The organism is Cupriavidus sp. HY129 (assembly GCF_059492215.1).
In genome coordinates, this window is the sequence record NZ_CP083254.1 from 3,246,620 (window position 1) to 3,264,678 (window position 18,059).

Here is an 18,059-nt window from a genome sequence, read left to right on the forward strand (position 1 = left end):
GATGCAGCTGCTAGGCTTCTCGGCCAACCAGGTACATCCGCTGGACACACTCGACGCGGCGCGCGACTTCCTCTCCGGAAATGCGGCCGCGCGGTTTGTCTGGGCGGACTTCGGCACCGAGGAAGTTACGCCGGCGCCCGGCGCCTGGCGCGACAGCCTGATGGCGCTGACGGGCGCACCCATCCTCGACCTGCATCTGGCCGACGCCACCAATCCTGCGCATCCGTCGTTCTTCGATACGACCCACGCGTACGACATGGTGATCTTCCGCAAGCTCACCTTCGAAACCAGCCGGCAGTTCGCAGAGGCCGAGGCCACACAGTCCGTCACGCAGCGCAAGGCGTCGCGCAAATACGCGCCGGGCTTCCTGCCGGCGCTCGCCCGCATTGATACACAGCCAGTTGCATTCTTTGTCTTCGACAACGTACTGGTAACCGTGCGGCCCTCGCCGTCACGCACGATCGAACAGGTACGCCAAAGGCTACTCGAGAGCTGTGGCGCGCCTCGCCCCGCGTCCGCGCGCGCCGGTGGCACGGCAGCGCTGGTGCATGGCGTCAGGCCGCCAACCCGGCCCGAAGACCTGATGCTGCGACTGCTGAACGCGATGGTCGACCGCTACTTGGATCTGCGTGCCCCGCTGACCCGGCAGCTCGATCGTTGGCAGCGGGCGCTGCTGAGCAGTCGCCATAGTTTCTCAAGCTGGGAAGGCCTGCTGGATGCGCGCATCCAGCTCAGGCGGCTCGAGCATCTCAGTGAAGAGCAGCGAGATGCGCTGCAGGAGTTTCGCGACAGTCTGCTCGACAACCGCTATAGCGCCGAGGATGCCGAAGGTGCGCAGGAAGCGAGCCGCGACGAAGTCCTGCTCGTACGCATCAACGACCTGATGGAGCACATCCTGCGCGTGCTGGCGCACGCCCGGCGACTCGAGGATTCGATCGAATCCGCGGTGCAGATCCATTTTTCCGCAGTGGCTCACCGAACCAACCGGACCATGCGTGCGCTGACCGTCATCACGGCGGTCTTCATGCCGCTGACGCTCATCACGGGCATCTTCGGCATGAACTTCGCGCGAATGCCGTGGCTGCAAGAGCCAGACGGCTTCTGGTGGTCGATCGGGCTGATGGGAGCCGTGGTCACCGTGATCGGTGGCGTCTGGGGCCTGGGCCGCTGGCTGGATCGCTAGGACGCGGACCGGGTCAGGTCAGGTCAGGTCAGGTCAGGTCAGGTCTGCGACCGTGGCCCCAGCGCGCGCTCAAGGCTTTCGAGGAAGCGCGATGCCGATTGATAGCCGATCACCCGCACCGGGCGCTCCTGGCCATCCTTGCCGAAAAGGATGATGCCCGGCGGGCCGAACAGACCGAAACGCTTCAGTAGCGCGCGATCGTCGGCATTGTTGGCTGTCACGTCAGCCTGCAACAGGACGACGTCCGCGAGTTGCGCCCTGACTTTCGCGTCCGGGAACGTCAGCTTCTCCATCTCCTTGCAACTGACGCACCAGTCGGCATAGAAATCCAGCAGCACCGGACGCCCGGCAGCGGAGGCCTGCGCGATCCGCGCATCCAGTTCGGCGATGCTCCGCACGCGCTCGAAGCGAGTCTCGGCCGCATGCGGTGGCAGCGTAGCCGCCGACAGACTCAGATGGGAAAGTGGCTGCAAAGGGTTGCGTCCGCCCGACGCCACACCAACGATCTGAATCGCTCCTACCAGTGCCGCCAGCAGGCCAAGCCCCTTGCCCAGTCGCATCAGGCCCCGAGGGTCCGGACCCAGCGCGTCGAACGCACCGAGATAGACGGCCGCCACAAGCAGCAGCGCCGCCCAAGCCAGCATCACGACCCAGGCCGGCAGTACGGGCGTCACCATCCAGATCGCCACGCCCAGAAGCAGGAAGCCGAAGAAGCGCTTGGTAGCCTCCATCCACTTGCCCGCACGTGGCAGCAGATTGCCGGCGCCCATCCCAACCAGCATCAGCGGCACGCCCATGCCGAGAGCCATTGCCATCAAGGCACCGCCGCCGGTGATGGCATCACCGGTTTGCGCGATATACGCCAGCGCGCCCGCGAGCGGTGCCGTGACACAGGGCCCCACGATCAGCGCGGAAATCGCCCCCATCAGGGCCGCACCGACAAACTGGCCGCTCTGCCGGCGATTCGAGGATTCGGTCAGCCGGGCTTGCCAGCGCTGCGGCATCTGCAGTTCGTACATGCCGAACATGGACATCGCGAGCGCGACCATCAAGGCGGCGAAAGCGCCAAGCACCCAGGGCGTCTGGAGCGCCGCGGCCAGGCCTTCGCCAGCCAGGCCAGCCGCTACGCCCACCGTGGTGTAGACCACGGCCATGCCAAGCACATAGGAGAGCGACACCAGGAACGCACGCCCGCGCGTGACATGCTCGCCGACGACGATCGACGAAAGGATCGGCACCATCGGCAGCACGCACGGCGTGAATGTCAGAAGAATGCCGAGGCCGAAGAACAGGGCCCCGATCAGCGCGAGATTGCGACTGGCGAGCGCATTGGCGATCCGATCAGTGTCGTCGACCAGTTTGCTTTGACGCGTCGGCGTCGCGCTATCTGGCGCAGATTGCACGGCGGCTGGAGCCTGCGCCTCCGGCGTCGACTGGGCAGCCGCGCCACGATCGCCGAACAAGTTGCCAAGTACAGAGCCACCGACCTTGTAGATGCTTTCCATCGGCGGATAGCAAAGCCCCTTGTCCGCACAGCCCTGCGACGTCACAACGAGCGACCAGCGGCCATCTGCGGGCGCCTGCTCCACCGGCACCTTGATCACGACGGCACCGCGATACGTCTCCATGTCCTTGCCAAAGGTCTCATCGAAATGGACCTTTCCGGCAGGCATCTCCGGCTTGCCGAGCTTTACGTCAGCCGGCTGGGCAGCAAAGGCGAAGCGCTCCCGGTAGAGGTAGTAGCCATCGGCTACGTCGAAGCGAACCTCGACGGTTTTCTGGTCGATCTGCCTGGCGACAAATCGGAAGGCCTGCTCCGGCGGCAGGAAATCGTCTTCGGTCGCCGCATGTGCAACGGTCCAGAAGAAGAGGCAGGCGAATACCGTCAGCCATAGTGCGGCGATATGTCGCATCAGATTCCCGCGCGTCGCACCGGTTTTCCACATTGTTCCGATGCTGCTACCCGTCATTACCATGTGTTGATATTCCGATACTTGAGAAGCTTCAGTAGCTTCAGACCTTGTCGTCAGCACCCGTCGCTTCGCTCCGGACCCAGTCCAGATAGGCCGGCAAACCGGCCGCTAGCGGCCATGCGACAAGCTCCGGTACGTCGTAAGGATGCGCGGCGCGGATCAACGCCTCCAGGGCCCCGTACTGACGCTGCGTCGTCTTGATCAGCAGCGGCCACTCCTGCGCTTGCTCCAGCCGACCCTGCCACCAGTACTCCGACTGGCATGGTGCCATCCGGTTCACACACGCCGCTACGCGCGCCTCGAGAATGGCCGCGCTCAGGCGGATCGCCGACGCCTCGTCCGGCAGGTTCGTCATCGCAATCAGCACCGACTCCGCCGGATCTGCCGACTGAGCGGAAAGGGAAGCATTCGAAGCGGTCATTTCCAGATTCCGGCGCAAAACAAGGCACAAAACAAAAGAGCCAGGCAAAAGCCTGGCTCGATTGTAGTGCCGTGTCCAAAATCCCGTCAGCGAAAGACGGGATCAGGCATCACTTATTCCGCCGCTTCTTCAGCCGGGGCTTCGGTGATTTCCGGACGATCCACCAGCTCGACCAGCGCCATCGGCGCGTTGTCGCCCTGACGGAAGCCGAACTTCAGGATGCGGGTGTAGCCGCCCGGACGGGTGGCATAGCGCGGGCCCAGTTCGGTGAACAGCTTGGTAACCATGTCGCGGTCGCGCAGACGGGCGAAAGCCAGACGGCGGTTGGCAACGGTGTCCTTCTTGGCCAGCGTGATGAGCGGCTCGACAACCTTGCGCAGTTCCTTCGCCTTGGGCAGGGTGGTCTTGATCAGCTCGTGCTGGAACAGCGAGTTGGACATGTTGCGCAGCATCGCGAGACGGTGCGACGAGGTGCGGTTCAGTTTCCGCAAACCATGACGGTGACGCATGATGATTCCTTTCGATTTCAGTGTTTAACCAGCTCTTCTATCGCCTTTGCTTGCGCAACGGCGCGGGCCGGTGGGGCTTCCATGCCACGGACGGAATGCCTGTGGCGCGTACGAAGCGTGGGGCGGCGTTACCGCTACCCCACGACTTCAATTACTTCTCCAGACCTGCGGGCGGCCAGTTCTCGAGCTTCATGCCGAGCGTCAGACCACGCGAAGCCAGGACTTCCTTGATCTCGTTGAGCGACTTGCGACCCAGGTTGGGAGTCTTGAGCAGTTCGTTCTCGGTACGCTGGATCAGGTCGCCGATGTAGTAGATGTTCTCGGCCTTCAGGCAGTTGGCCGAACGCACCGTCAGTTCGAGGTCGTCGACCGGGCGCAGCAGGATCGGATCGATCTGCGGCGCGCGGCTCGAAGCGGCCTCGGCAGCCGATTCGGTGCCTTCCAGGGCGGCGAACACCGACAGCTGGTCAACCAGGATACGGGCCGACTGACGAATCGCTTCCTCGGGCGAGATCACGCCGTCGGTTTCGATGTTCATCACCAGCTTGTCCAGATCGGTACGCTGTTCCACACGCGCCGATTCGACGGCGTACGAAACCCGGCGGACCGGCGAGAACGAGGCGTCCAGCACGATACGGCCGATCACCTTGCTGGCTTCGTCGCCGAACTTGCGAACGTTACCCGGCACATAGCCGCGGCCTTGTTCAACCTTGATCTGCATGTCGAGCTTGCCACCGGCGGACAGGTGAGCAATGACGTGACCCGGGTTGATGATCTCGACGTCGTGCGGCAGTTCGATATCGGCTGCCGTCACCACGCCTTCACCGTCCTTGCGCAGAGAAACCGTGACTTCGTCGCGGTTGTGCAGCTTGAACACCACGCCCTTCAGATTGAGGAGCAGGTTGACGACGTCTTCTTGCACGCCATCGATGGTGGAGTACTCGTGGACCACCCCAGCGATCGTGACCTCAGTCGGCGCATAACCGACCATCGACGACAGCAGCACGCGACGCAGGGCGTTACCGAGCGTATGACCGTAACCGCGCTCGAACGGCTCCATCACGACCTTGGCGTGATGGTCGCCCAGCGGTTCAACGGCGATGATTTTTGGCTTGAGGAGTGCTGTTTGCATTAGGTTGTCCTTTTCAATACCCTCGGCTCGTTACACCGATAAGGCTGACGTTTGGAACCTGAGAATCCCATCGTACGATGGGCAATAAGCCCGGCGCGCCACAGAGCGCGTCGGGCTGAAAGCGAAGCCTTGCTTGAAAGGCAAGCGCTGAACCGTTCGATGATCGATTCGGCGATTAACGCGAATACAATTCGACGATCAGGCTTTCGTTGATGTCACCGGAGATGTCGGCGCGATCCGGGGCTTGCTTGAACGTGCCTTCGAACTTCTTGGCATCCACAGCAACCCAAGTCGGGAAGCCCGACTGCTCAGCCAGCGACAGTGCTTCGGCGATACGCACTTGCTTCTTCGACTGCTCGCGCACCGACACGATATCGCCCGCCTTGATCTGTGCCGACGGAACGTTCAGCGTCTGACCGTTCACCAGGATCGCCTTGTGCGACACCAACTGACGCGCTTCAGCGCGGGTCGAGCCGAAGCCCATGCGGTACACGACGTTGTCCAGACGCGATTCCAGCAGTTGCAGCAGCTTTTCACCGGTATTGCCCTTGCGGCGATCGGCTTCGGCGAAGTAACGGCGGAACTGACGCTCGAGTACGCCGTAGATACGCTTGACCTTCTGCTTTTCGCGGAGCTGGTTGCCGTAGTCGGACGTACGGGCGCCCGAAGTGCGACCGTGTTGGCCAGGCTTGCTGTCCAGCTTGCACTTGTCGGCCAGCGAGCGGCGTGCGCTCTTCAGGAACAGATCTGTGCCTTCGCGGCGGGAGAGTTTGGCCTTCGGGCCGGTATAACGTGCCACTTTATCTTCCTTTGATCGATCACGGCGCCATCATGACGCGCCATGAGTCCGTCACCGGTTGTAACGGACGGTGGGCTTATGGTTCTTCATCCGCCAACGACAGGCAGCCTGCCGCACGGACGCAACGCAAAAGCATGACAACACGCCGGACTGCGGAGGCAATGACCCCTTCGTCCAGACGCAAAACGAAAACCTGCTGCAATCAGATTGCAGCAGGCGAACGCGCGATACTACCACAGTCCGGAGGCAAGGGATCAAAACCCCCTTGCGGTTCTCCGGCAAACCAAGCGCTTAGATACGGCGGCGCTTCGGCGGGCGGCAGCCGTTGTGCGGCACCGGCGTCACATCTTCGATCACCGCGATCTTGATGCCCAGCGCGTTCAGCGCACGGACAGCCGACTCACGGCCGGGACCGGGGCCCTTGATGCGCACTTCCAGGTTCTTGATACCCTGGTCTTGCGCAACACGGCCGGCGTTCTCGGCAGCAACCTGGGCAGCGAACGGGGTCGACTTACGCGAACCCTTGAAGCCCTGGCCACCTGCGGTCGCCCACGACAGAGCGTTGCCCTGGCGGTCGGTGATGGTGATGATGGTGTTGTTGAACGAAGCGTGGACGTGCGCAATGCCGTCGGCAACGTTCTTCTTGACCTTCTTACGCGCGCGCTGGGCGGCGTTATTCGGACCTTTTGCCATTCGATTCTTCCTATGCCTTCGGCTTTACTTCTTCAGTGCCACGCCGGCCTTGCGCGGACCCTTACGGGTACGAGCATTGGTGCGGGTACGCTGACCGCGCATCGGCAGACCCTTGCGGTGACGCATGCCACGATAGCAACCAAGGTCCATCAGACGCTTGATGTTCATCGTGGTTTCACGACGCAGGTCACCCTCGACCGTGACCTTGCCCACTTCATCACGAAGCTTTTCCAGGTCGGCGTCGGTCAGGTCCTTGACCTTCTTGTCAAACGGTACACCGGTGGCCTCGCAAATCTTGCGGGCGCGCGAGCGGCCGATACCGTAAATGGCCGTCAGGCCGATTTCGGTATGCTTGTGGTTCGGGATGTTAACCCCTGCGATACGTGCCATTCGTCAATCCTCTTTCCGATTAGCCTTGGCGTTGCTTGTGGCGGGGATCCGACGAGCAGATCACGCGCACGACACCGTTGCGCTTGATGATTTTGCAGTTGCGGCAAATGCGCTTAACAGAAGCCAGCACTTTCATGATTTTCCTCTTCCTTCAATTCCTGTTCGCTTCACTTCGTCCGGAAGACGATGCGTGCGCGTGACAGATCATATGGGGTCAGCTCGACAGTCACCTTGTCACCCGGAAGAATCCGGATGTAGTTCATTCGCATCTTGCCGGAGATATGGCCCAGTACTACGTGGCCGTTTTCAAGCTTGACGCGGAACGTCGCGTTGGGGAGATTTTCCAGGACCTCCCCTTGCATCTGGATGACGTCGTCTTTTGCCATACCTGAGCCTGTCCCAACCTGTTTTTAACGCAAGGTCAGGTTACCCTTGAAATTCGCCTTCTTCAGCAGCGACTCATACTGCTGCGACATGACGTAGGACTGTACCTGTGCCATGAAGTCCATCGTGACGACCACGATGATCAGCAGCGAGGTTCCGCCGAAATAGAACGGAACGTTCCAGCGCAGCACCAGGAATTCCGGCAACAGGCAGACTAGTGTGATGTAAATCGCACCAGCCAGCGTCAGGCGCACCAAGATCTTGTCGATATAGCGCGTCGTTTGCTCGCCCGGACGGATGCCCGGAATGAAGGCACCACTCTTTTTCAGGTTATCCGCTACTTCCCGGCTGTTGTACACCAGAGCCGTATAGAAGAAGCAGAAGAAAACAATCGCAGTTGCATACAGCAGGATGTACACCGGCTGACCCGGCGACAGCGTGGCAGCCAGGTCCTTGATGAACCGACCGACCGCACTCGTCGAGTCCGACGTAAACCAGCCCGCAATCGTTGCCGGGAACAGGATGATCGACGACGCAAAGATCGGCGGGATCACCCCTGCCATGTTCAGCTTCAGCGGCAGGTGCGACGACTGACCGCCGTACACCTTGTTGCCGACCTGACGCTTGGCATAGTTCACCAGAATCTTGCGCTGGCCACGCTCGATAAACACCACGGCGAAGGTCACACCCGCAATGATCGCCACGATGAAGATCGCCGCGATGATGCTCATGGAACCCGTACGGACCAGTTCGAACAGTCCGCCAATCGCATTGGGCAAGCCCGCCGCGATACCGCCAAAGATGATGATCGAGATACCGTTGCCCAGACCACGCTCGGTGATCTGTTCACCCAGCCACATCAGGAACATCGTGCCAGTCACCAGCGTGATCACCGCCGTGGCCCGGAACATCAGACCCGGTTCCAACACGAGACCAGGCTGCGATTCCAGCGCAACCGCAATCGACAGCGCCTGGAACGTGGCCAGAACCACGGTGCCGTAACGCGTGTACTGCGTAATCTTGCGTTGCCCTGCCTGCCCTTCCTTCTTCAACGACTCCAACTGCGGCAGTACGATCGTCAACAACTGCATGATGATCGACGCCGAGATGTACGGCATGATGCCGAGCGCGAAGACGGTAAAGCGCGACAGCGCACCGCCCGAGAACAGGTTGAACATCCCGAGGATGCCACCTGACTGAGACTGGAAAAGCTTCGCAAGCTGGTCCGGATCAATCCCCGGCACCGGAATATGCGCACCGATGCGGTAAACGATCAGAGCCAGCACCAGGAACATCAACCGGCGCTTGAGATCGCCGTACTTCGCCGTGTTCCTGGCCTGCGCGCTTGCATTGGGTTTCGCCGTGGCCAAACGATGCTCCGACTGTGACTTCGCCTATGCTGCGAATGCTACTGCGTAATTACGCTTCGATCTGGCCGCCAGCGGCTTCGATCGCAGCCTTGGCACCAGCGGTGGCACCCAGACCCTTGATCGTCACCTTGCGGGACAGTTCACCGGCCTTGATGACCTTTGCGCTCTTGACCAGCTCGCCCACCAGGCCAGCTTGCTTCAGGACCAGCAGGTCCACTTCAGCAGCTTCCAGGCGTTCGATGTCGCGCAGGGTCACTTCGGCGGTGAAGGCCTTGGTCAGCGAGGTAAAACCACGCTTCGGCAGACGACGATACAGCGGCATTTGACCGCCTTCGAAGCCCACCTTGTGGAAGCCGCCCGAACGCGACTTCTGACCCTTGTGACCGCGACCAGCCGTCTTGCCCAGGCCGGAGCCGATACCGCGGCCGACGCGACGCTTAGCGTGCTTCGAACCGTCAGCCGGTTTCAGGTTGTTCAGTTGCATGTTGCTCTCCAAGTCCCGATCAGGCCAGAACCTTGACCAGGTACGAGACCTTGTTGATCATGCCGCGCACGGCGGGCGTGTCCTGCAGCTCCGAAACGGAGTTCAGACGGCGCAGGCCCAGGCCACGAACGGTGGCGCGATGATCCTCGCGCGTGCCGATCAGGCTGCGCACGAGTTGCACTTTTACGGTTTTCTGCGACATTTCGTTCACCTTAGCCGAGGATGTCTTCAACCGACTTGCCACGCTTGGCGGCGATTTCTGCCGGCGTGCTCATCTTGGTCAGACCATCGAGGGTGGCACGAACCATGTTGTAAGGGTTCGTCGAACCGTGCGACTTGGTCACAACGTTCGTCACACCCATCACTTCGAAGATCGCGCGCATCGGGCCGCCGGCGATCACGCCGGTACCTTCCTTGGCGGGCATCATCAGAACCTTGGCTGCGCCGTGACGACCAACAACTTCGTGCTGCAGCGTGCCGTTCTTCAGTGCGACCTTGACCATCTTGCGACGGGCTTCGTCCATTGCCTTCTGCACGGCCACCGGAACTTCCTTGGCCTTGCCCTTGCCCATGCCGATGCGGCCATCGCCGTCACCCACCACGGTCAGCGCAGCGAAACCGAGGATACGACCACCCTTCACCACTTTGGTGACACGGTTGACCGAGATCATCTTCTCGCGGAGGCCGTCGTCGCGTTCGTCCTGTTGGACTTTTGCTTGCATCTTTGCCATGACGTATCTCTCTGTGAGCGCTTAGAACTTGAGGCCGGCTTCGCGCGCAGCGTCAGCCAGAGCCTTCACGCGGCCGTGGAAGCGGAAGCCAGCGCGATCGAACGCGACGGTTTCCACGCCGGCAGCCTTTGCCTTCTCGGCAACACGCTTGCCCACCACGGTGGCGGCAGCGACGGTAGCGCCGTTGCCATTCAGTTCCTTGCGCACTTCTGCCTCGGCGGTCGAAGCCGAAGCCAGCACTTGCGTGCCGCACGGCGAGTACACCTGAGCGTAAATATGCGAATTCGTACGGAACACGGTCAGACGATTCACCTTCAGTTCCGCGATCTTGGCGCGGGTCTGACGTGCACGGCGCAAACGAGCGTCTTTCTTGTTCATCATTGCACCCCTTACTTCTTCTTGGTTTCCTTCAGGATGACGCGCTCGTCAGCGTAGCGAACACCCTTGCCCTTGTAGGGCTCAGGCGGACGGTACGCGCGAACTTCCGCGGCAACCTGACCGACTTTCTGCTTGTCCGCACCCTTGATGATGATCTCGGTCTGCGTCGGCGTTTCCGCCTTCACGCCTTCCGGCATCTCATGGATCACGTCGTGCGAGAAACCAAGCTGGAGCTTCAGAGCGGCGCCCTGCAGTTGAGCGCGGTAACCCACGCCAACCAGCTGCAGCTTGCGCTCGAAACCGGTGGTCACGCCCTTGACCATGTTCGCGGCCAGCGCGCGCATGGTGCCTTGCAGGGCGTTAGCTTCGCGCGATTCGTCGGCCGGTTCGAACGTCAGCGTGCCTTCGGCAACGTTGACCTTCACCAGGCTATGAATCGGCTGGGACAGCGTACCGAGCGGGCCCTTCACGGAGAGCACGCCAGCCGCCACATTAACTTCCGCGCCTTTCGGCAGCGCGATGGGAGCCTTACCTACACGGGACATGTTTGCTCCTTACGCGACGTAGCAGAGAACTTCGCCGCCCACGCCAGTGGCACGTGCCTTGCGGTCGGTCATCAGACCCTGGGGGGTCGAGATGATCGCTACGCCCAGGCCGTTCATCACTTGGGGAATGTCGCTGCGGCCCTTGTACACGCGCAGACCGGGCTTCGAAACGCGCTCAATGCGCTCGATAACCGGACGGCCGGCGTAATACTTCAGACCAATGGTCAGTTGCGCCTTGCCGCCTTCTTCCTGCACCGAGAAGTCTTCGACGTAGCCTTCGTCCTTCAGGACTTTGGCGATCGCAGCCTTCAGTTTGGACGAGGGCATGACCACCGACGCCTTCTGCACGCCCTGGGCGTTGCGAATGCGCGTCAGCATATCGGCGATAGGATCGCTCATGCTCATACTGTTTCTCCTGTAGCCTGTGCGTAATTACCAGCTGGCTTTCGTCAGACCCGGAATTTCGCCCTTGAAGGCGATTTCACGAATCTTGTTACGCGCCAGGCCAAACTTGCGGAAGGTACCGCGGGGACGACCGGTGATCGCGCAGCGATTACGCTGGCGAGTCGGGTTCGCGTTGCGCGGGAGCTTTTGCAGCTCGAGGCGCGCCAGATAACGCTCTTCTTCCGACTTTTCTTGGTCGTCAATAATGGCCTTGAGGTTTGCGCGCTTGTCGGCGTACTTCGCCACGAGCTTTGCGCGCTTCTTCTCACGTTCAATCAGAGCCAGTTTAGCCACGGTTACCCCTTAATTACGGAACGGGAACTTGAACGCATTCAGGAGAGCCTTGGCTTCCTCGTCGTTCTTAGCCGTCGTCGTGATGCTGATGTTCAGACCACGCAGTGCGTCGATCTTGTCGTACTCAATTTCGGGGAAAATGATCTGCTCTTTCACACCGATGTTGTAGTTACCACGACCGTCGAACGATTTGCCCGACACACCACGGAAGTCACGCACGCGCGGCAGGGCCACGGTCACGAAACGATCCAGGAATTCGAACATACGCTCACCGCGCAGGGTCACCATCGCACCGATGGGGTAGCCCTGACGGATCTTGAAGCCGGCGATGGCCTTCTTGGCCTTCGTCACCACAGGCTTCTGACCGGCGATCTTGGTCAGGTCGCCAACGGCCAGTTCAATGACCTTCTTGTCATTGATGGCTTCGCCAAGGCCCATGTTCAGGGTGATCTTGGTGAAACGCGGCACTTCCATGACCGACTTGTAGCCGAACTGCTTCATCAGCGCCGGCACAACCTGTTCTTTGTAAAACTCTTGCAGACGTGCTGTCATGCTCAACTCCTATCTGTGCCCAGAATCAAGCGGCCAGGACGGCACCGGTCGTCTTCAGCACGCGCACGCGCTTGCCGTCTTCGACCTTGATACCGACGCGCGACGGCTTGCCATTGGCATCTACGAGCGCAACGTTGGAAATATGCAGCGGCATGAGCTTGTCGACCACACCACCGGTGGTGCCCAGCATCGGGTTCGGGCGAGCGTGCTTCTTGGCAACGTTCACACCTTCAACCACGACCTTGTCACCCTGCACTGCTTGCACCGTGCCGCGCTTGCCCTTGTCCTTACCGGTCAGCACGATGACTTCGTCGCCTTTGCGAATCTTGTTCATGGCGGCTCCTTACAGCACTTCCGGAGCGAGCGACACGATCTTCATGAAGCGCTCGGTACGGAGTTCACGAGTCACCGGCCCGAAGATACGGGTGCCGATCGGCTCGAGCTTGTTGTTCAGCAGGACAGCAGCATTGCCGTCGAACTTGACGAGCGAACCATCAGCGCGGCGCACGCCCTTGGCGGTACGCACGACGACTGCGTTGTAGATGTCGCCCTTCTTCACGCGACCGCGCGGCGCTGCGTCCTTCACGGTCACCTTGATGATGTCGCCCACGCTCGCATAGCGGCGCTTGGACCCACCCAGTACCTTGATGCACAGCACTTCGCGCGCACCGGTGTTATCGGCCACTTCGAGCCGGCTTTCTGTCTGAATCATGGTGTTATCTTCCCAACTTAATCCGCCAGACTTTCTATATACGAAGCCCGCCGGTCAGTCTTGGTCCCGTCGGTACCTGGCATTGCGCCCCGCACCGCTTGGGTTGATCAACTTGGAAGTCGGTAGTGCCTGTTGCCCCGTAAAACATGGAGCGCCAGACCCTGGCTCGCTTCACAGGCCCGCCCGGGTGATACTGCAAGGGCAAGCGCAACAAAGCGGAAGTCCAGGATTATAGCATATAACCCTGGACTTGCAAGTCATCGCGACACTGTTGTGTTTAGATGACGCGCGCAGCTTCTACCAGCCGGGAAACCACCCAGGACTTGGTCCGCGACAGCGGACGGGTTTCCTGGATCTCGACCTTGTCGCCTTCCTTGTACTGGTTGGCTTCGTCGTGTGCGTGGTACTTCTTCGAACGCAGCACGTACTTGCCGTACAGGGGGTGCTTGACGCGGTTTTCGATCAGGACCGTCACGGTCTTGTCCATCTTGTCGCTCACGACACGACCCACGAGGGTACGGCGAAGCGACGTTTCAGTCTTCGCAGCTTCAGTCATTTCGCGTTCGCCTTTTCGGTCAGCACGGTTTGCACACGCGCGATGTCCTTGCGCACCTTCTTCAGCTGGCTGGTGTTCTGCAGCTGTTGGGTGGCCTTTTGCATGCGCAGGCTAAATTGGGCCTTCAGCAGCTCGGAGAGCTCCTGGTTCAGGCCTGCGGCGTCCTTGCCGCGCAGTTCGGATGCTTTCATCCCTAACTCTCCTTACGTACCGACCTGACGCACCACGAAATTCGTGGCGATCGGCAGCTTGGCGGCCGCGAGGCGGAACGCCTCACGCGCCAGCTCTTCGCTCACGCCATCCATTTCGTACAGCATCTTGCCCGGCTGAATTTCAGCCACGTAGTATTCCGGGTTGCCCTTACCGTTACCCATACGAACTTCGGCAGGCTTCTTCGAGATCGGCTTGTCCGGGAAAATCCGGATCCAGATGCGGCCGCCACGCTTGATGTGACGGGTCATCGCACGACGTGCCGACTCGATCTGACGAGCGGTCAGGCGACCACGGCCCATTGCCTTCAGGCCGAATTCGCCGAAAGACACGGCGTTACCACGGGTAGCCTTACCCGTGTTGCGGCCCTTCTGCTCCTTGCGATACTTCCTACGCTTCGGTTGCAGCATTGTTATTCTCCACTCTTCGCATCTGCGCCAGGCGCAGCACGACGACCAGCACCGGCACCACCGCGGCGGTTACCAGCCGGACGGCCTTCACCTTCGCGGCGACGGCCTTCCGGACGACCCGGGCGACGACGACGGTCTTCTTGCGGCTCTTCAACCACAGGCGCATCGTTGCGGCCCAGGTGATCACCCTTGTAGACCCACACCTTGACACCGATGATGCCGTAGGTGGTTTCGGCTTCGGAGAAGCCGTAGTCGATGTCGGCGCGCAGGGTGTGCAGGGGCACACGGCCTTCGCGGTACCACTCGGTACGTGCGATTTCGATACCGTTCAGACGACCCGAGCTCATGATCTTGATGCCTTGGGCACCCAGACGCATCGCGTTCTGCATCGCGCGCTTCATCGCACGACGGAACATGATGCGGCGCTCGAGCTGCTGCGTGATCGAATCGGCGATCAGCTGCGCATCGGTTTCCGGCTTGCGGATTTCCTCGATGTTCACGTGCACGGGCACACCCATGCGACGTTGCAGCTCGGCCTTCAGCAGTTCGATGTCCTCACCCTTCTTGCCGATCACCACGCCCGGACGCGAGCTGTAAATGGTGATACGTGCATTACGGGCAGGACGCTCGATCACGACGCGGCCAACCGATGCGTTCTTGAGCTTCTTCTTCAGAAACTCGCGAACTTCGATGTCTTCTTTCAGCATGCCGGCGAACTTCGTGTTGTTGGCGTACCAACGCGAAGCCCAGTTACGGCTGACGGCCAGACGGAAGCCAGTCGGATGAATCTTCTGTCCCATCGTGACTCCTTAGTTGCCGAGCGTCACAGTGATGTGACAGGTTTGTTTCTCGATGCGGTTGCCGCGGCCCTTCGCCCGTGCGGTGAAGCGCTTGAGCGAGGTTGCCTTGTCGACGAAGATCGATTTGACCTTCAGCTCGTCGATGTCAGCGCCTTCGTTGTGCTCAGCGTTGGCGATGGCCGATTCGACCACCTTCTTCACGATCCCGGCGGCCTTCTTCGGGCTGAAAGCCAGGATGTTGAGCGCACGCTCGATCGGCAGACCACGGATCTGGTCAGCAACCAGACGCGTCTTCTGGGCGGAGATGCGGGCACCGCGATGAATCGCTTTCACTTCCATGATGGCACCTTACCTCTTCGCTTTCTTGTCAGCCGCGTGGCCCTTGAACGTGCGAGTGATCGCAAATTCGCCGAGCTTGTGGCCAACCATGTTTTCCGTCACGTACACCGGCACGTGTTGACGGCCGTTGTGCACGGCGATCGTCAGGCCGATGAAGTCCGGCAGAATGGTCGAACGACGCGACCATGTCTTGATGGGCTTCTTGTCCTTGCCGCCAACGGCCGCTTCCACCTTCTTCAGCAGGTGGCCGTCGCAGAACGGACCCTTTTTTGCGGAACGAGTCATATCTTTAGCTCCTACCTACCGATTAGCGCTTGTGGCGGCGCTGGACGATCATGCTGTCCGTGCGCTTGTTGCTGCGGGTACGGTAACCCTTAGCAGGGGTACCCCACGGCGACACAGGATCGCGACCAGCAGCAGTCTTGCCTTCACCACCACCATGCGGGTGGTCGACCGGGTTCATCACCACGCCGCGAACGGTCGGGCGAATACCGCGCCAGCGGGTTGCACCGGCCTTGCCGATGACGCGCAGGCTGTGCTCTTCGTTGCCCACTTCACCGATGGTGGCGCGGCATTCGATATGCACGCGACGCACTTCACCGGAGCGCAGACGAACCTGAGCGTACAGGCCTTCGCGGGCCAGCAGCACGGCGGAACCACCAGCAGCACGCGCAACTTGCGCTCCCTTGCCAGGCAGGATTTCCACGTTGTTGATCGTGGTACCAACCGGGATGTTGCGGATCGGCAGGTTGTTACCAGCCTTGATCGGCGCTTCCGAGCCGTTCATCAGGGCTTGGCCAGCCACCATGCCCTTCGTGGCAATGATGTAGCGGCGCTCGCCGTCGGCGAACAGCACCAGCGCGATGTTCGCGCTGCGGTTCGGATCGTATTCCAGGCGCTCGACCTTGGCGGCGATGCCGTCCTTGTCGTTGCGCTTGAAGTCGACCACGCGGTAGTGGTGCTTATGACCACCGCCCTTGTGGCGGGTGGTGATATGACCATTGTTGTTACGGCCCGACTTCTGGAATTGCTTTTCCAGCAGCGGAGCGTGCGGGGCGCCCTTGTGAAGGTCCTTGTTGACCACCTTCACCATCGAGCGACGGCCCGGGGAAGTCGGCTTGGTCTTGACGAGTGCCATGATTACTTGGCCTCCGCTTCAAAATTGATTTCCTGACCCGGCTTCAGCGACACGTAAGCTTTCTTCACGTGGTTGCGACGGCCCATGAAGCGGCCAAAGCGCTTTTGCTTGCCCTTCTGGTTCAGGATCTGAACGGACTGCACCTCGACCTTGAACAGCAGTTCGACTGCGGCCTTCACTTCTGCCTTGTTGGCATCGCGAGCCACTTCGAACACGACTTGTTCATTCTTGTCGGCTACCAGGGTTGCCTTTTCGGAAACCACCGGCGCGAGCAGCACCTGCATCAAACGATGATCGTTCTTGGCTACTTGCGTCATTTCAGCAACTCCTCGATCTGCGCGACAGCCGCCTTCGTCACCAGCACCTTCTTGTAGTGCACGAGCGACAGCGGATCAGCATGACGCGGCTCCACGACTGCCACGTTCGGCAGGTTGCGCGAAGCCAGGTAGAGGTTCTCGTCGAGGTTGTCGGTGATGATCAGCACCGAGTCCAGGCCCATGGCCTTGAACTTGTCAGCCAAGAGCTTGGTCTTGGGCGCGTCGACAGCGAAACCGTCCACCACGTTGATACGACCTTCACGTGCGAGCTGCGAGTAAATCGAGCGCATACCGGCACGGAACATCTTCTTGTTGACCTTCTGGCTGAAGTTCTCTTCCGGCGAATTCGGGAAGATACGGCCACCGCCACGCCACAGGGGCGAGGACGACATACCGGCACGAGCACGGCCCGTACCCTTCTGGCGCCACGGCTTCTTGGTCGTGTGCTTGACCTCTTCACGATCCTTCTGCTTACGGTTACCGCTACGCGCGTTGGCCTGGTAAGCGACGACGATCTGGTGAACGAGGGCTTCGTTGTAGTCACGGCCGAACACTTCGGCAGACGCGGCAACGCCGGCGCCGATTTGACCGTTGTCCTGGAGGAGCTTGAGTTCCATTACATGCGCTCCTTAAGCTTTGGCCTTGACGGCCGGGGTCACGATGACCTTGCCGCCCTTGGAACCGGGGATGGCGCCCTTGACCAGCAGCAGCTTGCGCTCTGCGTCGATCTTGGCGATCTCGAGGTTTTGCACGGTGCGGGTAACGTCACCCAGGTGACCCGTCATGCGCTTGCCCGGGAACACGCGGCCCGGATCCTGCGCCATACCGATGGAACCCGGAACGTTGTGCGAACGCGAGTTACCGTGGGTGGCACGACCCGATGCGAAGTGGTAGCGCTTGATGGTACCGGCGTAGCCCTTACCGATGCTCACGCCCTGCACGTCGATCTTCTGGCCAACCTGGAACAGGTCGACGGAGAGCGAGCTGCCAGCTTGCAGCTCGGCAGCCTTGGCTGCATCGATGCGGAATTCTTTGATGACTTCGCCAGCTTCCACACCGGCTTTGGCGAGGTGACCCGCCAGCGGCTTGGTAACGCGGCTTGCGCGTCGGCTGCCAAAGGTGACTTGAACGGCGGTGTAACCGTCGGTCTCGTCCGTCTTGATTTGCGTCACGCGGTTGTCGCCGACCTCGACCACGGTAACGGGAATCGAATCACCGTCGTCCGTGAAAATACGGGTCATGCCAACCTTGCGACCTACAAGGCCAAGGCTCATGGTTTGCTCCATTCCCAGCTG

31 protein-coding genes are annotated in these 18,059 nt (G+C 60.7%); 1 reads left to right on the plus strand and 30 read right to left on the minus strand.

All coding sequences use genetic code 11. From position 1 onward, the window contains the following. Nucleotide 1: 1 nt before the first annotated feature. Nucleotides 2-1,183 carry a magnesium transporter CorA family protein gene (locus K6G35_RS14870; RefSeq protein ID WP_035881094.1) on the plus strand — a complete coding sequence of 394 codons (1,182 nt, stop codon included), beginning with the start codon at nucleotides 2-4 and terminating at the stop codon, nucleotides 1,181-1,183. A 38-nt stretch (nucleotides 1,184-1,221) separates the two neighbouring features. Here the strand turns inward: K6G35_RS14870 and dsbD are convergent, their stop codons facing one another. The 30 genes from dsbD to rplC form a co-directional block, all read right to left on the minus strand. Beyond that, a complete protein-coding gene (gene dsbD / locus K6G35_RS14875) occupies nucleotides 1,222-3,129 on the minus strand; it encodes a protein-disulfide reductase DsbD (RefSeq protein ID WP_495675887.1) in 1,908 nt (635 codons plus the stop codon). A 67-nt stretch (nucleotides 3,130-3,196) separates the two neighbouring features. Continuing rightward, nucleotides 3,197-3,577, minus strand: coding sequence for a divalent-cation tolerance protein CutA (cutA, locus tag K6G35_RS14880; protein ID WP_035881092.1), 381 nt, complete (start codon nucleotides 3,575-3,577; stop codon nucleotides 3,197-3,199). 113 nt (nucleotides 3,578-3,690) lie between these two features. Further along, nucleotides 3,691-4,086, minus strand: coding sequence for a 50S ribosomal protein L17 (gene rplQ / locus K6G35_RS14885; RefSeq protein WP_008642987.1), 396 nt, complete (start codon nucleotides 4,084-4,086; stop codon nucleotides 3,691-3,693). 151 nt (nucleotides 4,087-4,237) lie between these two features. Further along, nucleotides 4,238-5,218, minus strand: coding sequence for a DNA-directed RNA polymerase subunit alpha (locus tag K6G35_RS14890; protein ID WP_008642968.1), 981 nt, complete (start codon nucleotides 5,216-5,218; stop codon nucleotides 4,238-4,240). A 175-nt stretch (nucleotides 5,219-5,393) separates the two neighbouring features. Continuing rightward, nucleotides 5,394-6,017, minus strand: coding sequence for a 30S ribosomal protein S4 (gene rpsD, locus K6G35_RS14895; protein WP_008642965.1), 624 nt, complete (start codon nucleotides 6,015-6,017; stop codon nucleotides 5,394-5,396). Nucleotides 6,018-6,308: 291 nt separating this feature from the next. After that, nucleotides 6,309-6,710, minus strand: coding sequence for a 30S ribosomal protein S11 (gene rpsK, locus K6G35_RS14900; protein WP_008642963.1), 402 nt, complete (start codon nucleotides 6,708-6,710; stop codon nucleotides 6,309-6,311). Nucleotides 6,711-6,734: 24 nt separating this feature from the next. Continuing rightward, nucleotides 6,735-7,100, minus strand: a complete 366-nt coding sequence (gene rpsM, locus K6G35_RS14905) for a 30S ribosomal protein S13 (RefSeq protein WP_008642961.1) — start codon at nucleotides 7,098-7,100, stop codon at nucleotides 6,735-6,737. Between the two features lie 19 nt (nucleotides 7,101-7,119). Further along, complete coding sequence (gene rpmJ, locus K6G35_RS14910; RefSeq protein ID WP_008642959.1) at nucleotides 7,120-7,236, minus strand: 50S ribosomal protein L36; 117 nt, start codon at nucleotides 7,234-7,236, stop codon at nucleotides 7,120-7,122. A 31-nt stretch (nucleotides 7,237-7,267) separates the two neighbouring features. After that, nucleotides 7,268-7,486, minus strand: coding sequence for a translation initiation factor IF-1 (infA, locus tag K6G35_RS14915; RefSeq protein ID WP_010812378.1), 219 nt, complete (start codon nucleotides 7,484-7,486; stop codon nucleotides 7,268-7,270). A gap of 24 nt (nucleotides 7,487-7,510) precedes the next feature. Beyond that, nucleotides 7,511-8,854: a preprotein translocase subunit SecY gene (gene secY / locus K6G35_RS14920; RefSeq protein WP_008642955.1), complete on the minus strand. Its 1,344-nt coding sequence runs from the start codon at nucleotides 8,852-8,854 to the stop codon at nucleotides 7,511-7,513. 49 nt (nucleotides 8,855-8,903) lie between these two features. Next, a complete protein-coding gene (gene rplO / locus K6G35_RS14925) occupies nucleotides 8,904-9,338 on the minus strand; it encodes a 50S ribosomal protein L15 (RefSeq protein WP_008642954.1) in 435 nt (144 codons plus the stop codon). 19 nt (nucleotides 9,339-9,357) lie between these two features. Continuing rightward, on the minus strand, nucleotides 9,358-9,540 hold the full coding sequence (gene rpmD / locus K6G35_RS14930) for a 50S ribosomal protein L30 (protein WP_008642953.1): 183 nt from the start codon (nucleotides 9,538-9,540) through the stop codon (nucleotides 9,358-9,360). Nucleotides 9,541-9,550: 10 nt separating this feature from the next. Continuing rightward, nucleotides 9,551-10,069 (minus strand): 30S ribosomal protein S5, encoded by a 519-nt coding sequence (gene rpsE, locus K6G35_RS14935; RefSeq protein WP_008642951.1) that lies wholly within the window; start codon nucleotides 10,067-10,069, stop codon nucleotides 9,551-9,553. A gap of 21 nt (nucleotides 10,070-10,090) precedes the next feature. After that, complete coding sequence (gene rplR, locus K6G35_RS14940; protein WP_008642949.1) at nucleotides 10,091-10,447, minus strand: 50S ribosomal protein L18; 357 nt, start codon at nucleotides 10,445-10,447, stop codon at nucleotides 10,091-10,093. 11 nt (nucleotides 10,448-10,458) lie between these two features. Beyond that, nucleotides 10,459-10,992 (minus strand): 50S ribosomal protein L6, encoded by a 534-nt coding sequence (gene rplF / locus K6G35_RS14945; protein WP_011517766.1) that lies wholly within the window; start codon nucleotides 10,990-10,992, stop codon nucleotides 10,459-10,461. Nucleotides 10,993-11,001: 9 nt separating this feature from the next. Continuing rightward, nucleotides 11,002-11,397 (minus strand): 30S ribosomal protein S8, encoded by a 396-nt coding sequence (rpsH, locus tag K6G35_RS14950; protein ID WP_008642944.1) that lies wholly within the window; start codon nucleotides 11,395-11,397, stop codon nucleotides 11,002-11,004. Between the two features lie 27 nt (nucleotides 11,398-11,424). After that, on the minus strand, nucleotides 11,425-11,730 hold the full coding sequence (gene rpsN, locus K6G35_RS14955; protein ID WP_008642942.1) for a 30S ribosomal protein S14: 306 nt from the start codon (nucleotides 11,728-11,730) through the stop codon (nucleotides 11,425-11,427). Nucleotides 11,731-11,739: 9 nt separating this feature from the next. Next, nucleotides 11,740-12,282 carry a 50S ribosomal protein L5 gene (gene rplE / locus K6G35_RS14960; protein WP_008642941.1) on the minus strand — a complete coding sequence of 181 codons (543 nt, stop codon included), beginning with the start codon at nucleotides 12,280-12,282 and terminating at the stop codon, nucleotides 11,740-11,742. Between the two features lie 25 nt (nucleotides 12,283-12,307). Beyond that, nucleotides 12,308-12,616, minus strand: a complete 309-nt coding sequence (gene rplX / locus K6G35_RS14965) for a 50S ribosomal protein L24 (protein WP_008642940.1) — start codon at nucleotides 12,614-12,616, stop codon at nucleotides 12,308-12,310. Between the two features lie 9 nt (nucleotides 12,617-12,625). Next, nucleotides 12,626-12,994: a 50S ribosomal protein L14 gene (rplN, locus tag K6G35_RS14970; protein WP_006576237.1), complete on the minus strand. Its 369-nt coding sequence runs from the start codon at nucleotides 12,992-12,994 to the stop codon at nucleotides 12,626-12,628. Between the two features lie 277 nt (nucleotides 12,995-13,271). Next, nucleotides 13,272-13,550, minus strand: a complete 279-nt coding sequence (gene rpsQ / locus K6G35_RS14975) for a 30S ribosomal protein S17 (RefSeq protein ID WP_008642939.1) — start codon at nucleotides 13,548-13,550, stop codon at nucleotides 13,272-13,274. Beyond that, complete coding sequence (gene rpmC / locus K6G35_RS14980) at nucleotides 13,547-13,741, minus strand: 50S ribosomal protein L29 (protein WP_008642937.1); 195 nt, start codon at nucleotides 13,739-13,741, stop codon at nucleotides 13,547-13,549. Before rpmC ends, rpsQ begins: the two co-directional genes overlap by 4 nt. 12 nt (nucleotides 13,742-13,753) lie before the next feature. Beyond that, a complete protein-coding gene (gene rplP / locus K6G35_RS14985; RefSeq protein ID WP_006576240.1) occupies nucleotides 13,754-14,170 on the minus strand; it encodes a 50S ribosomal protein L16 in 417 nt (138 codons plus the stop codon). Between the two features lie 2 nt (nucleotides 14,171-14,172). After that, entirely contained in the window at nucleotides 14,173-14,970 is a 798-nt protein-coding gene (rpsC, locus tag K6G35_RS14990) for a 30S ribosomal protein S3 (protein ID WP_008642932.1), read from the minus strand. Nucleotides 14,971-14,979: 9 nt separating this feature from the next. After that, the gene (gene rplV, locus K6G35_RS14995) at nucleotides 14,980-15,309 is read right to left on the minus strand and encodes a 50S ribosomal protein L22 (protein WP_008642930.1); all 330 of its coding nucleotides are present in this window, start codon (nucleotides 15,307-15,309) and stop codon (nucleotides 14,980-14,982) included. A 9-nt stretch (nucleotides 15,310-15,318) separates the two neighbouring features. Next, nucleotides 15,319-15,594 (minus strand): 30S ribosomal protein S19, encoded by a 276-nt coding sequence (gene rpsS / locus K6G35_RS15000; protein ID WP_008642928.1) that lies wholly within the window; start codon nucleotides 15,592-15,594, stop codon nucleotides 15,319-15,321. Between the two features lie 22 nt (nucleotides 15,595-15,616). Next, nucleotides 15,617-16,447, minus strand: coding sequence for a 50S ribosomal protein L2 (rplB, locus tag K6G35_RS15005; RefSeq protein ID WP_008642926.1), 831 nt, complete (start codon nucleotides 16,445-16,447; stop codon nucleotides 15,617-15,619). 2 nt (nucleotides 16,448-16,449) lie between these two features. Then, complete coding sequence (gene rplW / locus K6G35_RS15010) at nucleotides 16,450-16,764, minus strand: 50S ribosomal protein L23 (protein WP_006576245.1); 315 nt, start codon at nucleotides 16,762-16,764, stop codon at nucleotides 16,450-16,452. Further along, entirely contained in the window at nucleotides 16,761-17,381 is a 621-nt protein-coding gene (gene rplD, locus K6G35_RS15015; RefSeq protein ID WP_008642923.1) for a 50S ribosomal protein L4, read from the minus strand. The genes rplW and rplD overlap by 4 nt, the downstream gene beginning before the upstream one ends. A 12-nt stretch (nucleotides 17,382-17,393) precedes the next feature. Beyond that, nucleotides 17,394-18,038, minus strand: coding sequence for a 50S ribosomal protein L3 (gene rplC, locus K6G35_RS15020; RefSeq protein WP_008642922.1), 645 nt, complete (start codon nucleotides 18,036-18,038; stop codon nucleotides 17,394-17,396). Nucleotides 18,039-18,059: the final 21 nt, after the last annotated feature.

Coding starts and splice junctions, on each gene's coding strand:
- rplP (WP_006576240.1), bottom strand. CDS start 14,170: ATGCTGCAACCGAAGCGTAGGAAGTATCGCAAGGAGCAGAAGGGCCGC.
- K6G35_RS14890 (WP_008642968.1), bottom strand. CDS start 5,218: ATGCAAACAGCACTCCTCAAGCCAAAAATCATCGCCGTTGAACCGCTG.
- rpsM (WP_008642961.1), bottom strand. CDS start 7,100: ATGGCACGTATCGCAGGGGTTAACATCCCGAACCACAAGCATACCGAA.
- dsbD (WP_495675887.1), bottom strand. CDS start 3,129: ATGTGGAAAACCGGTGCGACGCGCGGGAATCTGATGCGACATATCGCC.
- rpsC (WP_008642932.1), bottom strand. CDS start 14,970: ATGGGACAGAAGATTCATCCGACTGGCTTCCGTCTGGCCGTCAGCCGT.
- rplX (WP_008642940.1), bottom strand. CDS start 12,616: ATGAACAAGATTCGCAAAGGCGACGAAGTCATCGTGCTGACCGGTAAG.
- rplB (WP_008642926.1), bottom strand. CDS start 16,447: ATGGCACTCGTCAAGACCAAGCCGACTTCCCCGGGCCGTCGCTCGATG.
- rplQ (WP_008642987.1), bottom strand. CDS start 4,086: ATGCGTCACCGTCATGGTTTGCGGAAACTGAACCGCACCTCGTCGCAC.
- rplV (WP_008642930.1), bottom strand. CDS start 15,309: ATGGAAGTGAAAGCGATTCATCGCGGTGCCCGCATCTCCGCCCAGAAG.
- rplR (WP_008642949.1), bottom strand. CDS start 10,447: ATGAACAAGAAAGACGCTCGTTTGCGCCGTGCACGTCAGACCCGCGCC.
- rplW (WP_006576245.1), bottom strand. CDS start 16,764: ATGACGCAAGTAGCCAAGAACGATCATCGTTTGATGCAGGTGCTGCTC.
- rplC (WP_008642922.1), bottom strand. CDS start 18,038: ATGAGCCTTGGCCTTGTAGGTCGCAAGGTTGGCATGACCCGTATTTTC.
- rplN (WP_006576237.1), bottom strand. CDS start 12,994: ATGATTCAGACAGAAAGCCGGCTCGAAGTGGCCGATAACACCGGTGCG.
- rpsE (WP_008642951.1), bottom strand. CDS start 10,069: ATGGCAAAGATGCAAGCAAAAGTCCAACAGGACGAACGCGACGACGGC.
- rplD (WP_008642923.1), bottom strand. CDS start 17,381: ATGGAACTCAAGCTCCTCCAGGACAACGGTCAAATCGGCGCCGGCGTT.
- rplE (WP_008642941.1), bottom strand. CDS start 12,282: ATGACAGCACGTCTGCAAGAGTTTTACAAAGAACAGGTTGTGCCGGCG.
- K6G35_RS14870 (WP_035881094.1), top strand. CDS start 2: ATGCAGCTGCTAGGCTTCTCGGCCAACCAGGTACATCCGCTGGACACA.
- rpmJ (WP_008642959.1), bottom strand. CDS start 7,236: ATGAAAGTGCTGGCTTCTGTTAAGCGCATTTGCCGCAACTGCAAAATC.
- rpsH (WP_008642944.1), bottom strand. CDS start 11,397: ATGAGCATGAGCGATCCTATCGCCGATATGCTGACGCGCATTCGCAAC.
- cutA (WP_035881092.1), bottom strand. CDS start 3,577: ATGACCGCTTCGAATGCTTCCCTTTCCGCTCAGTCGGCAGATCCGGCG.
- rplO (WP_008642954.1), bottom strand. CDS start 9,338: ATGCAACTGAACAACCTGAAACCGGCTGACGGTTCGAAGCACGCTAAG.
- rpsK (WP_008642963.1), bottom strand. CDS start 6,710: ATGGCAAAAGGTCCGAATAACGCCGCCCAGCGCGCGCGTAAGAAGGTC.
- rpmD (WP_008642953.1), bottom strand. CDS start 9,540: ATGTCGCAGAAAACCGTAAAAGTGCAACTCGTGCGCAGCCTGATCGGC.
- rplF (WP_011517766.1), bottom strand. CDS start 10,992: ATGTCCCGTGTAGGTAAGGCTCCCATCGCGCTGCCGAAAGGCGCGGAA.
- rpsS (WP_008642928.1), bottom strand. CDS start 15,594: ATGACTCGTTCCGCAAAAAAGGGTCCGTTCTGCGACGGCCACCTGCTG.
- infA (WP_010812378.1), bottom strand. CDS start 7,486: ATGGCAAAAGACGACGTCATCCAGATGCAAGGGGAGGTCCTGGAAAAT.
- rpsQ (WP_008642939.1), bottom strand. CDS start 13,550: ATGACTGAAGCTGCGAAGACTGAAACGTCGCTTCGCCGTACCCTCGTG.
- rpmC (WP_008642937.1), bottom strand. CDS start 13,741: ATGAAAGCATCCGAACTGCGCGGCAAGGACGCCGCAGGCCTGAACCAG.